Here is a 15,886-nt window from a genome sequence, read left to right on the forward strand (position 1 = left end):
GTTCCAATAAGTGCCGGTAATCCGGCGCTTAAATATAAGTTATTATCTCAAAAATTAAAAATATTATACATACATATATATAATATTCAATTTTATAATAATAACTCATATTATTTAATTTTAAAAAAATATTGTAATAATAAATCATTTATATGAAAAATAATAAATTATTTACATAATTATTAAGAAATATATTGTACAAAAAAAATGTTTTGCACAAAAATACAAATTAAACATTTATTAATTTTATAATTTTAATAAATTCTGTTATTTCTAGAGCAGATCTACCAATTAAAAAACCATCAATATCTTCTTTAGACATCAATTCTGATACATTTTTATTTGTTACTGCTCCACCATACTGAATAAAAAAATTTTTTATTTTATAATTTGATTTAAAATTTATATATTGACGAATAAATTGAGCAACATATTGTACTTCTGAAGGAGTAGCAGAATTTTGTGAACCAATAGCCCAAATCGGTTCATAAGCAATAATAGAGTTATCAAATGCATGTGTACCACACATATTTAATATAATATCTATTTGTTTAATACAGACTTCTTCAATTCTATTATTAATTTTTTCTTGTTTAGTTTCTCCTATACATAAAATTGGAATCAGATTTTCTTGTTTTAATAATCTAAATTTATTTGCAACTACATGATTAGTTTCTTTATGATTAAATCGTCTTTCAGAATGACCAATAATTACATATTTAATCATCATATCATTCAGCATATTAGGAGAAATTTCTCCAGTAAAAGATCCTAAAATATGATTATCAACATTTTGGGCGCCTGAAAAAATTTTTTTTTTTTTAAAAATTGATAAATTTTTAATTATATAAGCATATATAATAGGTAAAGAAATTATTATTGTCCCTTTAGGATTATATTTTGTAATAAATAGACTCAATAATTTTAAAAATTTTTTTATTTTTTTTTTTGTACCATTTAATTTCCAATTACCTACAATTATTGGTTTTATCATTTTATAACACCTATAGAAGCAATTATTAGAGTTCAATATACTCAAATAATTGCTAAATTATAAAAAATTATTTACTGAAAAATATCAAATTTTAATTATTTAAAATCAAGTAATATATTTAACTATTTTTTATATATAAAATATATAATTTTTAGTTTTTTAGTTCAAAATAAGATACATATTTTTTAAAAAAATTCTCATCTATGCTATACCTTATATCTACAATAATTTATTGATAAAAATAAAAAATCACTAAATCCCCTTATTTTCATATATTTACTATTATTTTAAAAAATAATATATTTTAAAATATTTTTTACTCAAAATTTAATAATTTTTTTTGAAATATAAATATTTATTAACTTAATAAAATAATTCTAATTATATTAGATATTTTTTAAATAAATGTGTTGAAAATATTTCTGTAAAAATATTAATTTTTAGCGTCTTCAAATGCTTGTGTCATAGTATTATCATTTTTTTTAAAGTCAATTGAATTTTCTTTTAATGAAAAATTTTGTATATTTTTTAAATATAATTCTTCTGTGATTGATACATATACAGTTCTATTTTTTTTATCAAATCCAAGAATTTGAACTAACAAAGTATTCCCAATAGATAAATTAGATATATATTTTTGACGATAAGAAGATGGTATATTTGCTAATTTTAAACATCCTAAAATACCTGTTTCTATTTTTAATAATATAGCTTTTTCTTCAATTGATTCAACTACACCAAAAATAACTGTATTTTTTGGATTATTTGAGATATATTTATAGAATGGATCTTCTTGAAGTTGTTTAATTCCTAAAGAAATCCTCTCTCTTATGGAATCTACCTGAAGGACTACTGCTTCTATGTTTTGACCTTTTTTATATTTTTTTACTTCTTTGTCTCCTGAAACAAACCAAGATAAATCGGATAAATGAACTAAACCATCAATACCACCTTTTAAACCTATAAAAATTCCAAAATCAGTAATAGATTTAATTTTACCGGATACCTTACATCCTTTATTATTTTTTTCAGCAAATATATTCCATGGATTAATTTTACATTGTTTAATTCCCAATGAAATACGTCTTCTGGATTCATCAATATTTAAAATAGATACATTAATTTTTTCTCTAGGTTTTACAACTTTAGAAGGATGAATATTTTTGTTAGTCCAGTCCATTTCTGAAACATGTACTAATCCTTCTACACCTTCTTCGATTTCTACAAAACAACCATAATCAGTTAAATTAGTAACATATCCCGCATGTTTACTACCTTCTGGATAACGTTGTATAAGATTAGTCCAAGGATCAACTCCTAATTGTTTTAAACCTAATGATACTCTTATTTTTTGTTCATCAAATTTTAATACTTTAACTTGAATTGTATCACCTATTTTAACTATTTCACTGGGATGTTGGACTCTTTTCCAGGCCATATCAGTAATGTGTAGTAATCCATCTACTCCTCCCAAATCAATAAAAGCACCATAATCTGTTAAATTTTTAACTATTCCTTTAATGATGTTACCTTCTTGTAAGTTTTTTAACAACTGATCACGTTCAGCGTTATTTTCTAATTCAATAACTGCTTTTCGTGAAACAACTACATTATTTCTTTTTTGATCTAATTTAATAACTTTAAAGTCTAGATTTTTTCCTTCTAGATGCAGAGTATCTCGGATAGGACGAACATCAACTAAAGATCCAGGCAAAAAAGCTCGTATATCATTTAATTCAACAGTAAAACCGCCTTTTACTTTACCGTTAATTATACCTCTGACATTACGTGATTCTTTATGAGCTTTTTCTAGATTAACCCAAGATTCATGTCTTTTGGCTTTTTCTCTTGATAAAACAGTTTCACCAAAACCATCCTCTATAGCATCTAGAGAAACATCGATCATGTCTCCTACCTTTACTTCTAACTTACCACTAGAATTTTTAAATTGTTCTATAGGAATAAAGGATTCTGATTTTAATCCTGCATCAACTATAACCATATCATTATCTATTGATATTACTGATCCTTTAATAATGGATCCTGGACGAGTTTCTACTTTTTTTAGCGATTCTTCGAATAGTTCAGCAAAAGATGTTGTCATATAAAATGTTTTATTCATGTATATTATGAAAGTTTAAAAGTGTTTAAAATAAGTTAAACAACCATAAAAAGTTAATTAAAAACCATTTATTTTTTAAATGGAGTATAATAAAAAAATATATAAAAATTAATACTACTATTACCTAAATAGATAATTAACATGTAATTATAGTGATATTAATAAAAAACAATAATTTTATAAATAAAAAACTTTAAATCATTAAAATTACAATTTTAATATTTCGCGTGTTGACTAATTTAATAAAATTATTGATTATTAAATAACATCTTTTTATTTGAAAAATAATTTAATAAAAAAATACAAATATATATTAATTATCATAAAAAATCGCTGTATTAAAAATCAATATATATACTAAAATATTTAAAAAATTTTATACGCAATTATTTATATTTACAATTATTTTTAATCAATGAAATATAAACTAATTAATTAATAGAATTTTATATTCTAGATAAAATTACTACATTCAATTTTTTAAAAATGACAAATTGAATTAAATTTTTCAAAAAAAGACGGAAATGTTTTATTTACACAAGTTGGATTTAATAATGTTATTGGTACCTCAGATAAAGCAATTAAAGAAAAACACATAGCTATACGATGATCATTGTACGTATTAATAGTAGCTTGTAAGAATTTTTTTACAGGATAAACAATTATAAAATCACGTCCTTCTTGTACTGTAGCACCAATTTTTTTTAATTCAGTTGTCATAGCATACAAGCGGTCTGTTTCTTTAACTCTCCAATTATATATGTTTTTAATATAAACAAAATTATCTGCGAACAAACCTAGCATGGCAATAGTCATAGCTGCATCTGGGATATGATTACAATCAATAGTAATACCAGATAAGTTATTTTTAGTACAAATTAGTGAATTTTTTTTCCAAAAAATAGATACTCCCATTTTTTTTAATACATCAATAAATTCCACATCTCCTTGTATACTATTTTTTTTTATACCGTTAATTTTTACAAATCTTCCTTTTATAGCTGCAGCTGCTAAAAAATAAGTAGCAGAAGACATATCACTTTCTACTAAATATTTTTTAGGAGAAACATACGTTTGATTTCCCTTAATAAAAAAATACTTATAATTATCTATAATATTTATTGAAATGCCAAATATTTTCATTAAATTAATAGTCATGTCAATATATGGTTTAGATACTAATACACCTTTAACAATAATTGTTGTATCTAATTCTGCTAAAGGAGCAATCATTAAAAGCGCACTTAAAAATTGACTTGATATTGAGCCATCTACAACAATTTTTCCTCCTGTAAATCCTCCTTGTACATATATAGGAGGATACTCTAAGTTGTTTAAATAACTAATATTAGCTCCTCCTAATTGTAATGATTCTACTAAATGATGAATTGGTCGTTCTTGCATTCTCTTGTCACCAGTTAAAATAATTTTATTATTTTTAATAGATAATACTGCTAATAATGGACGCATAGCAGTTCCAGCATTACCTAAATACAAAGTAATTTTTTTTTTCATATAAAAAGGACCAGAATTTCCTTCTATTATACATTCTGATTTATTATAATCCCAATGATATAATACACCTAACTGAGATAATGCTTCTAGCATATATTTAACATCATCACTATATAATAAATTTTTTATAATCGTACTACCTGTAGATATAGCTGATAATAATAATACTCTATTTGAAATACTTTTTGATCCTGGTAAATTTAATTCACCTTCAATATATTTAATAGGTGATAAAGTTAAACTTTTTTGCATGACAAACAAACTCCTACAAATAAATAGTAATAATTATAAGATTTTTTTATATTGGTGTTAACTGAACTTTTCTTCAAAATATTTCATAAAACTAATTAAATGATAAATCCCTTCAATAGGCATAGCGTTATATATAGAAGCTCGAATTCCTCCTACTAAAGAATGTCCTTTTAAACCCAACAATTTATATTTTTCGGCAGTATCAATAAATAAATTAGTTAATTTTTTTTCCTTTAAATGAAATGTCACATTCATATGTGACTGATGAGAAGGTATAATATAATTTTTATAAAAATTAGTAGAATTTAAATATTGATATAGTAATTTTGCTTTTTTTTTGTTATTTTTTTCTATAACAGATAAACCGCCTAAATTTTTGATCCATTTAAAAACTAGTCCAGCTACGTACCAGGAAAATACACTGGGAGTATTTAACATAGAATTTGATTTCATTAATAACTTATAATTTAAAATAGAAGGAGATTTTATATTTGACTGCATTAATAAATCGTCACGAATAATTACTACAGTAATACCTGCAGGACCAATATTTTTTTGAGCACAGGCATAAATAATACCGTATTTTTCTATATTAATTTTTCGTGATAAAATAGTAGAAGAAAAATCACCTACTATAATTTTATTATTAAGTACAGGTTCTTCAAAAATTTCTATTCCTTCAATCGTTTCATTTGGACAATAATGTAAATATGTATGTCTAGAAGAAACTTTCCACTCTTTTACTGGTTGAATGGAAATAACTTTATTCCTTAATATTTTTCGTACGGATATACATGTAGGGCTACAGTATTTTTTTGCTTCTTGATAAGCACACAATGACCAATATCCACTGTGTATGTACTCTGGTTGGGTAAATTTATGTTTTAAATTTAACGGAATAGCAGAAAATTGACCTCTTGCTCCACCATGACAAAATAAAACATAGTAATTATTAGGTATATTTAATATAAAACGTAAATCTTTTTCAACCTGAACAGCATATTCCATAAACTTTTGACTACGATGACTGATCTCAATAATTGAAGATTGAGAGTCATTCCAATTAAAAAAATTCTTTTTTATTTCAGACAAAACTATTTTTGGAAGAATAGATGGGCCAGGATTAAAATTATACACAATAGCCATATTTATCACCAATATAATTGCTTTATATTTTAAGTACTACAGAATAGAAATAAGGATTTTTATGCATTAACGTATACACTAAAATTTTTAGTAAATTACATTAAAAATTTCATACCGTTCATATAAGGTTTTTGCAATACTTTTGGAATAGATATTTTTCCATTAGAACATTGAAAATTCTCTAAAATAGCGGCTAAAATCCTACCAACAGCTAATCCCGAACCATTCAAAGTATGTAAGAAAAAGTTTTTTTTAGTACTACTATCTTTATAGCGAGCATTCATTCTTCTAGATTGAAAATCACCAATCATTGAACATGAAGATACTTCTCTATATATTTTTTGAAAAGGAAACCATACTTCTAAATCATATGTTTTTTGAGATGAAAAACCTAGTTCACCTGTACATAATAATATTTTTCTATATGGTAATCGTAATAATTGCAATATTTTTTCTGCATGTTGTGTTAAAATTTCAAGTGTATTTTCAGATTTAAGAGGATGTACAATTTGTATAATTTCAACTTTATCAAATTGACGATTCCTAATTAATCCTTTAACATTTTTTCCATAAGTATTTTTTTCAGCACGAAAACAAGAACTCAGAGCAACAAATTTTAACGGCAATTCTTTAAATAAAACAATTTTATTTTGAACCAAATTTACTAAAGGTACTTCGGATGTTGGTATCAAAAAAAGTTTGTCATATCTATTCTTTTGATGATCATTATGCAATGTATACGTATGAAATAAATCTGATTTAAATTTTGGTAACTGACCTGTACCAAACATACAAGAATCTTTTACAATATGAGGAACATACACTTCTTCATACCCGTGTATTTGAGTATGTACATCCAACATAAATTGTCCTAATGCGCGATGTAAGTGTGCAATCGGACCTTTCATAATCACATAACCAGAACCAGAAATAACAGAAGATGTCTTCCAATCAAAACCTTGTAATTTATTTCCAATTTCTATATGATCAATAATAGAGAAGTTATATTTTTTTTTTTTTCCCCATGAATAAATTTTTTTATTATTTTTTTCTCCTGTACCTATAGGTACATCATGATGCGGTATATTAGGAACAAAAATAAGTATTTTATATATTTTTTTTTTTATTTTTTCTAATTTTTTTTTCAGACTATTAATAGCTAAACGAGAGGCAATAATTTGATTTTTAAAAACATCACAGTCATTAAAAAATTTTTTTCTATACACTAAATGTTTTGACATTCTTTTATGTTCTGATATTTTTTTTTCACTAAAAATCTGTATTTTTTTGCGTTTTTTTTCTAATTCTTTTAATTTATCTATATTTAAAATATAATTTTTTTTCTTTAATAAATCTTGATAAAAAAAATAATTATCTTTAACTGCATTAAAATTTAACATAGTACTTATAATTTTCCAGTATACAAATTTTTAATAAATATATAATATGTATAAAATATATATATATTTATTATATACATGATGTTTAATAAAATAAATTCATAAATACTGCATATTTCTTGTATTATTAAAACATTTAATAATTTTATTATTAAAACCTTTTTTATATAAATATATATTTTGATTATTAATACAAAATAAAAAACAAACAAAATTATATTTAAAATAATAATCCTATTATTATACACAAATCTTACTTTTATTATATTAACTATTTTTATTTAAAAATTTTAAAATAAAAATTCGTTTTTAGGGAAGAACAATAGTATGAATAAAATAAAAAAAAAACATGCACAATTAATTATTATTGGATCAGGACCAGCAGGATATACAGCGGCAATTTATTCTGCTCGATCTAATATTGATACTCTATTAATAACTGGATCTCAAATAGGCGGGCAATTAATACAAACTGATGAAATAGAAAACTGGCCAGGAGACTATAGTCATATCAACGGAATTACATTAATGAATCGTATGTTACTTCATGTAAAAAAATTTTCTGTTAACATTATTCATGATGTAATTAAATCTGTAAATTTTAAAAAAAATCCTTTTGAGTTACTTGGGGAAGAGTATTCGTATACTGGTTACGCTATTATTATAGCAACTGGATCTCATACAAAATTGCTAAATATTAATTCAGAAAATCTGTACATGGGAAAAGGAGTGTCTACCTGTGCCGTTTGTGATGGATTTTTTTATAAAAACCAATTTGTAGCTGTAGTAGGAGGAGGAAATTCAGCTTTAGAAGAAGCTATATATTTATCTAATATAGCTAAAAAAGTGTATTTAATTCATCGTCGTAATCAATTCCGAGCAGATAAAATATTAATTAATCGATTGTATGATAAAATAAAAAAAAGAAATAATATTATTATTTTATTTAATTCTATTGTTATGGACATCTTAGGAAATGATATATCAATGAATAAAATTAAAATTTATTCTAATATAGATAGTACGGTTAAATATTTAAATGTATCAGGATTATTTATTGCAATTGGACATATTCCAAATTCTCAAATATTTTCTAAATATATTGACATTCAAAATAATTATGTAAAAATCGATTATAATAAAAATTATATGAAAACACAAACTAACATACCAGGAATATTTTCTGCTGGAGATGTATCTGATTCAATCTATAAACAAGCTATAACAGCTGCGGCAAGTGGATGTATGGCTGCTATAGATGCTGAAAAATACTTAAATAATAATTTAAAATAATATAAAAATTTATATAAACTAGTTAAGGATTTATTTAATGAAAGAAAAAAGCATAGAAATGCAAGGCATAGTAATAGATACTCTTCCTAATACTATGTTTAAAGTTGAATTAGAGAACAAACACATAATTATAGCTCATATATCTGGAAAAATGAGGAAAAATTATATAAGAATCTTAACAGGTGATAAAGTTACATTAGAAATGACACCTTATGATCTTAGTAAAGGAAGAATTATTTTTAGAAGTAGATAAAATTTTTAATAAATATTTTTTTTTTTTTTGAAAAATAAATTAACTTGTTTATGAAAAAGTTATAATTATACGAAAATATTTGTAATAGTTAATATTATCTATTTTTATGATGTTCAAAAAATCATCAAATAAATAACTTAATTATTATAAATTAAAAAATATTAGGATAAATATGCGTACTAAATATTGCGGAGAAATTACACCAGTTGATATAAACACAATAATTACTGTATGTGGTTGGGTTAATAAAATACGAATTTTAAAAAAAATAATTTTTGTTGAAGTAAAGGATACTACAGGAATCATACAAGTTATTTTTAATAAAAAAAATGATGCATATATTTCTTCAGTACTACGTTTACGTAATGGTTTTTGTATACAGATTCAAGGACTAGTCACCATAAAAAAATCGTTTAATTTATTACACAATACTTTACAGGAAAAAATCATAGAAATTATAGGATTTACATGTTTAATATTTAATAAAACACTTCCTATACCATTAGATTATACAAAAAAAAATAAGAAAGATATAAGATTTAAATTTCGTTATTTAGATTTACGCCGCACTGTAATGTTTAAAAACATTGAAACACGTAGTAAAATAACTACTATAATTAGAAAATTCTTTATAAAGAATAAATTTTTAGAAATTGAAACTCCTGTTTTAACTAAATCTACTCCAGAAGGAGCATTAGATTATTTAGTTAATAGTCGATTATATCCAGGTAAATATTATGCATTACCTCAATCTCCACAATTATTCAAACAATTATTAATGATTTCAGGAATAGATCGATATTATCAAATTGCCAAATGTTTTAGAGATGAAGATCTACGATCTGATCGACAACCAGAATTTACACAAATAGATATAGAAATAGCTTTTTCAAAAATACATTGTATACAAAAATTGATAAGTAATTTAATACAAAAATTATGGTTATCAATTAAAAAAATAACATTAAAAAAAATAAAAAAAATAAGCTATTATGATAGCATATTAAAATATGGAACAGATAAACCGGACTTAAGAAATCCTATTCAATTTATTGATTTAGATAATTTTTTTAAAAATGATTTCCAATTTTTTTTTCCTTGGTTATTGAAAAAAAAACCTAATCGTATTATTTCTATTAGAATTCCTAATGGAATAAATTTAATTTCAGAAAAAAAAATAAAAATTTATGAAAAATTTTTAAAAAAAATTAAATTAAATCAATTGATGTATATAAAAATTGTTGATATAGATAGCTTTAATATACATATAGATCCATATTTAAGCAAAAAAATCAAAAAAAAACAAATATATCAAATATTTCCTCAAAATATTATCTGTAACGGAGATATATTTTTTATAGTAGCAGAAGAAACAAATTTAGCTAACAAAATACTAAGTAATTTAAGATTAAAAATTGGAATTGATTTAAAAATAACAAATTTAGAACAAGTATGTCCAATTTGGATCACAAATTTCCCTTTATTTAAAAAAGATAAACATGAAAATTTAAAATCTATGCATCATCCATTTACTTCTCCACAATATGAGATACCAAATATAACTTTTACAGATCCATGCAAAATATTATCTAGCGCATTTGATTTAGTAATTAACGGTTGTGAAATAGGCGGAGGATCTCAAAGAATTCATGATTATAACCTTCAAAAAAAAATTTTTAATATACTTCAAATTAATAAAATTAAACAAAAAGAAAATTTTGGTTTTTTTTTAAATGCTTTAAAATATGGTGCACCACCTCATGCGGGATTAGCATTAGGTTTAGATCGTTTAACTATGTTATTAACAGATAGTAGTACTATTTCTGACGTAATTGCTTTTCCAAAAACTACTTCAGCAACTTGTTTGATGACAGGCGCTCCATGTTAATAAATAGTCTTATAATCAATATTATATGATTTAATTTATATTTAAATAGATAATGATAAGTTATATCATAAACGTTTAAAAAAATTATTTTATGATATAAATGAGGAACTATGGCAGGACATAGCAAGTGGGCAAATACAAAGCACAGAAAAAACGCACAAGACATAAAACGTAGTAAAATATTTACTAAAATAATCAAAGAAATTTCTACTTCTAGTACAAAATATGGTTCAGATATAAATAAAAATTTTCAATTAAGAAATCTTTTAGAAAAAGCTAGTACATATAACTTAAAAAAAAAATCAATCAATAAAGCTATACATGGTAGCATTTTAGGTAATAAAAAAGATATATTTAATTCCATGAAATATGCAGGATACAGTCCATTTGGAATTGCTATCATTGTTTACTGTAATACTGATAATAGTAATAGAACAGTATCTAATATTAGGAATATTTTTTCAAAATTCAATACTCATTTAATAAACTTTAACAATATTAAATATTTATTTGATTATTTTTATACAATAAAAATTGATCTTATGTTATATGAAAAAAAAAATTTATTAAATATAATAAATATGAATAATCTAATTATTTCAAAAAAAATAAATAAAAGTTTTTTAGAAATAACAATTTCTACAAAATATCTAAACAAAATAAAAAAATATTTTTTATCCTATTCTGTTATTTTTAAAAATGTTACTACAAAAATTATTCCCAAGAATATTTTAAAAATTAAAGTAGATGATCATAAAAAATTAATGAATATGATTCATTTATTAGAAAAATTAAAAGAAACAACATACATAATTCATAATGGAAATAAATAAATTAATTATAATTATAATATATAAATGCTACTGTATTACAATAGAACTTAAAAAACATTTTTATATTAAATATAATATATTTGTTATATATAACACTTAAGTTATAAAAATTTTATTATTATATTACGTAATATATACGCGATTTTAGAAATAGACTAAATTTCTGAATTGACTATATATGATAAACAATTAAACATTATATTTATATATACATGACAGTCATACATGATTTTTTAAAATGATGTTTTAGAAAAAATAACTATTTATCGTAACTCATCATTATGCACTAATAAAAATTTTTAAAAAATTTATCTGTATATAATTACATATATTTTATATAGAACATATTCTATATGTTTACTCATATTAGTCAATACAGAATTTTTCTACTAATTAAAAAATTCAAATAATACTGTTATTTTATAGGCATAATTTTTAACATATTAACGATATTGGTATTGTTTTCTTTACCAGATTCTATAATTACTACATTTGTGTTGACAGGTAGTAAATATTTTGTTTTTAACAATAATATAATTGAATTAATAGAATCACTCTTAGTAGAATAATTTTCTAAATATATCGGAACAACACCCCTATATAAACAGGATAATCTAAGCTTTTTTATATGATTAGATACGTAAAAAATTGGTAATCCAGATGTAATTCTTGATGTTAATAAAGCAATTTTACTCGTCGTAAACATAACAACAATTGCAGAAACGTTTATTAAATGATTAGCTGCATACATAACAGACATTGAAATTGTTTCAGAAATACTATTAAATTTTTTATTCAGTCTATGTTTTGAAACATTCATAGCGGGTAATTTTTCAGCACCTAAACATATTTTTGACATAGTCTGTACAGTAATATTAGGAAAATTACCAGAAGCTGTTTCTGCTGATAACATAACCGCATCTGTTCCATCTAAAACAGAATTAGCAACGTCCATGACTTCTGCTCGTGTAGGAAAAGGATTTACAATCATAGATTCCATCATTTGCGTAGCAGTAATAACTATTCGATTCAATTTTCTTGCAATTTTAATTAATTTTTTTTGTATCCCTATTAATTTATAATCACCAATTTCAACGCCTAAATCTCCCCTAGCAATCATGATTACATCTGAGGCTAACACAATATCTTCTATTATTTTATCAGAAAATACAGCTTCTGCTCTTTCAATTTTTGCAATAATTTTGGCTTTACTGCCAGATTTTTGCATTAATAATCGAGCTTTATGCAAATCTTTTGGAGATCTAGGAAAAGATACAGCTAAGTAGTCTACATCAATTAAAGCTGCCAATTTTATATCATCTTTATCCTTTTGAGTTAAAGCAGAAGCAGATAAACCGCCCCCTAATTTATTTAAACCTTTATTATCCGATAAATATCCACCAATAATCACTGTAGTAAAAATTTTTGTATGATTCTTTCTTATAACCTGTAATTGTATTTTTCCGTCATCTAAAAGAAGTACGTCATTTCGGGAAACTTCATTTGGTAAATTAGTATAATTTATTCCTACGGAATTTGTGTTTCCTTCATGCTCTAAAACTTCTAAATCTAATACAAAATCATCTCCTTTTTTTAAAAAAATTTTATTTTTTTTAAAACTAGAAATACGTATTTTTGGTCCTTGCAAATCACCAATTAAAGCCACAAAACAATTTAACTCTTTTTCTATTGATCTAATTTTTTTAACTCGATCAATATGATCTCTTGCTGTACCATGAGAAAAATTTAATCTTAATACATTAACTCCGGACTGTATTATTTTTCTTAAAATTTTTTTATCATCTGTTGCAGGTCCCAAAGTAGAAACAATTTTTGTTCTTCTTATGGAGTGTTTCATATACTAATTCCTTAAATATACATGTAGATATATAAAATAGTTCATTATAAATAAATAGTTTTTTTAAAAAAAAATTCTATGCTATTTAATTTATCAAATATCTTAATTATATTGATATAAATATTATATATATAATTTATATTGGTATAGAAAAAAATCATTAATATTTATATATATCAAATACTATATTATACATATTGTTGTACAACATACATTACATATATAAATAATTTTTAAACAAAAAATCAATTATTAATGAATAATAGAGAAAAATTTAAATATATGTCTATACTTTAAAAAATTAATGTTTATTATGAACATTAATATAAATTAATATTATTGTTTTAAATAAAATAAGTATTAATATTATTTGAAATATATATTAACAATTTTTAATACATAGGGTGTAATAATGTTGCTTAAAAAAAATTATGATTTAATTATCTTTGGAGCTACAGGCGATTTAGCTCAAAAAAAATTATTTCCAGCTTTATATCAATTAGAAAAGAAAAAATATCTTATCAGTAGTATGCAAATTATTGGAGTAAGTAGAACTAATTATACAATAGAAGAATATCTTAATATTATTTATAATTCTTTAAAAAAATTTTTAAATGAAAATATACAACCATTTATATGGAAATTATTAAAAAAACGTTTTATATTTATTACTATAGATATTAATCAAATTCAAAGTTTTACAAAATTAATACCTTATTTAAAAAAAAAAAACTCAACGATAATTAACTATTTAGCCGTGTCATCAGATATGTTTGAAAAAATTTTCAAAGGGTTGTCTTTAATTAAACTTAATACATTAAATTCTAAAATTATAGTAGAAAAACCAATTGGTAAATCTTTAAGTACATTTTTAATTATTGAAAAATCCATGAAAAAATATTTTTTTGAAAAAAACATATTTCGTATCGATCATTATTTAGGAAAAAAAACAATACTTAACTTAATTAAATTAAAATTTTTTAATCCTATATTTAATAAATATTTAAATAAAAGCTATATTGATCATGTACAAATTACATTATCTGAAAGCATTGGAATAGAAAATAGATGGAATTATTTTGATAATACTGGACAAACAATAGATATGGTGCAAAACCATATGCTACAAATCATTTCTATTTTTGCTATGAAAATACCAAAATTATTTAATCGAAAAAATATTTGTAATGAAAAAATTAAAATTTTAAAATCATTACGAATAATTAACAAAAAAAACATCCATAATTATGTATCACTTGGACAATATTCTTCAGGTAAAATTAATAACCATACTGTAAAAGCATATGTCAATGAAAAACAAGCACAAAAAAATAGTTCTACTGAAACATTTGTAGCTATAAAATTATATATAGACACTAAACAATGGAAAAATATTCCTTTTTATATACGTACAGGAAAAAGATTATTTAAAAAATCTTCCAAAATTGTTATTTTTTTTAAAAATCAACACAATACTTTATTTAAAAATAAATATATACATTCTACATCAAATCGTATGACAATTAATTTACAACCTATACTTGAGATGATTTCAAAAAACAAAACTAAAGAATCACAGTTAAATTCGAATATTACTTATAAAAAAAATAAATTATTTAATGATGATAAAAATTTATTTTTCAAAAACAACAGTTTAAAAGAGTACGAAAGATTACTATTAGAAATAGTACAAAATCGTCAATTTTTATTTGTTCAACAAAAAGAAGTTATTCATGCTTGGAAATGGATTGATCCAATAATACAAGCATATAAAAGTTGCCCTAAATTATTACAATACTATACTTCTGGTACATGGGGCCCTCAATCAGCTTTTAATTTAATAAAAAAAGATAAAAAAAAATGGGATAATAATTAATTATTGCGCTTATACATAAAGTATAAATATTTTTAATGAAATTTATAAAAATTTTTAAAATATATAACCATTGCTTAAATATAAAATAAAAAAAATATATTTAAAATATTATTGTATTAAATATTATTAATATTTTTATAAAAATTAACTTAAAAAAATTATTACTATATTCATAGTAATAATTAAAAAATCAAAAAAATAAAATAAATTACACTATAAATATACAAAAATAATTATAAATGTATAAAAATATATAATTAAATTAAATTAATTATATAATATTAATCAATATCTAGATTAAAAAATATTTTTACAATATTATTATTTTATTAAAATAAAATAATAATATCTCTTAATCATTATTTTAATTTTTAAAGAATTTTAATACATATGCATTTATACAATTACATTATTAACAATAATATATAAAATATATTATCATTTAATATATAATGT

The 15,886-nt window shown here is 22.4% G+C and carries 11 protein-coding genes; 5 read left to right on the forward strand and 6 right to left on the reverse strand.

The features are described from left to right. Positions 1–229 precede the first annotated feature (229 nt). The 5 genes from tpiA to serS form a co-directional block, all read right to left on the reverse strand. Positions 230–994, reverse strand: coding sequence for a triose-phosphate isomerase (tpiA, locus tag BUCISPPA3004_RS01005; RefSeq protein ID WP_154048889.1), 765 nt, complete (start codon positions 992–994; stop codon positions 230–232). Between the two features lie 433 nt (positions 995–1,427). Then, a complete protein-coding gene (gene rpsA, locus BUCISPPA3004_RS01010; RefSeq protein WP_154048890.1) occupies positions 1,428–3,098 on the reverse strand; it encodes a 30S ribosomal protein S1 in 1,671 nt (556 codons plus the stop codon). 498 nt (positions 3,099–3,596) lie between these two features. After that, entirely contained in the window at positions 3,597–4,883 is a 1,287-nt protein-coding gene (aroA, locus tag BUCISPPA3004_RS01015; protein ID WP_154048891.1) for a 3-phosphoshikimate 1-carboxyvinyltransferase, read from the reverse strand. Positions 4,884–4,940: 57 nt separating this feature from the next. Beyond that, positions 4,941–6,029 (reverse strand): 3-phosphoserine/phosphohydroxythreonine transaminase, encoded by a 1,089-nt coding sequence (serC, locus tag BUCISPPA3004_RS01020; RefSeq protein WP_154048892.1) that lies wholly within the window; start codon positions 6,027–6,029, stop codon positions 4,941–4,943. A 95-nt stretch (positions 6,030–6,124) separates the two neighbouring features. After that, the gene (gene serS, locus BUCISPPA3004_RS01025) at positions 6,125–7,429 is read right to left on the reverse strand and encodes a serine--tRNA ligase (protein WP_154048893.1); all 1,305 of its coding nucleotides are present in this window, start codon (positions 7,427–7,429) and stop codon (positions 6,125–6,127) included. A 327-nt stretch (positions 7,430–7,756) separates the two neighbouring features. Here serS and trxB point away from each other — a divergent pair, with 327 nt between their 5' ends. From trxB to BUCISPPA3004_RS01045, 4 genes are all read left to right on the forward strand, one after another. Next, on the forward strand, positions 7,757–8,722 hold the full coding sequence (trxB, locus tag BUCISPPA3004_RS01030) for a thioredoxin-disulfide reductase (protein ID WP_154048894.1): 966 nt from the start codon (positions 7,757–7,759) through the stop codon (positions 8,720–8,722). Between the two features lie 37 nt (positions 8,723–8,759). Then, positions 8,760–8,975, forward strand: coding sequence for a translation initiation factor IF-1 (gene infA / locus BUCISPPA3004_RS01035; protein WP_154048895.1), 216 nt, complete (start codon positions 8,760–8,762; stop codon positions 8,973–8,975). Between the two features lie 172 nt (positions 8,976–9,147). Next, on the forward strand, positions 9,148–10,863 hold the full coding sequence (gene aspS, locus BUCISPPA3004_RS01040; RefSeq protein WP_154048896.1) for an aspartate--tRNA ligase: 1,716 nt from the start codon (positions 9,148–9,150) through the stop codon (positions 10,861–10,863). 110 nt (positions 10,864–10,973) lie between these two features. Then, the gene (locus BUCISPPA3004_RS01045; RefSeq protein ID WP_154048897.1) at positions 10,974–11,696 is read left to right on the forward strand and encodes a YebC/PmpR family DNA-binding transcriptional regulator; all 723 of its coding nucleotides are present in this window, start codon (positions 10,974–10,976) and stop codon (positions 11,694–11,696) included. A gap of 415 nt (positions 11,697–12,111) precedes the next feature. Here BUCISPPA3004_RS01045 and pyk read toward each other — a convergent pair whose 3' ends face one another. Then, positions 12,112–13,554 carry a pyruvate kinase gene (gene pyk / locus BUCISPPA3004_RS01050; RefSeq protein WP_154048898.1) on the reverse strand — a complete coding sequence of 481 codons (1,443 nt, stop codon included), beginning with the start codon at positions 13,552–13,554 and terminating at the stop codon, positions 12,112–12,114. Between the two features lie 412 nt (positions 13,555–13,966). Here pyk and zwf point away from each other — a divergent pair, with 412 nt between their 5' ends. Further along, entirely contained in the window at positions 13,967–15,430 is a 1,464-nt protein-coding gene (gene zwf, locus BUCISPPA3004_RS01055) for a glucose-6-phosphate dehydrogenase (RefSeq protein WP_154048899.1), read from the forward strand. The last annotated feature ends 456 nt before the right edge of the window (positions 15,431–15,886 follow it).

Source organism: Buchnera aphidicola (Cinara splendens) (genome assembly GCF_900698975.1).
Lineage (GTDB): Bacteria > Pseudomonadota > Gammaproteobacteria > Enterobacterales > Enterobacteriaceae > Buchnera_F > Buchnera_F aphidicola_AI.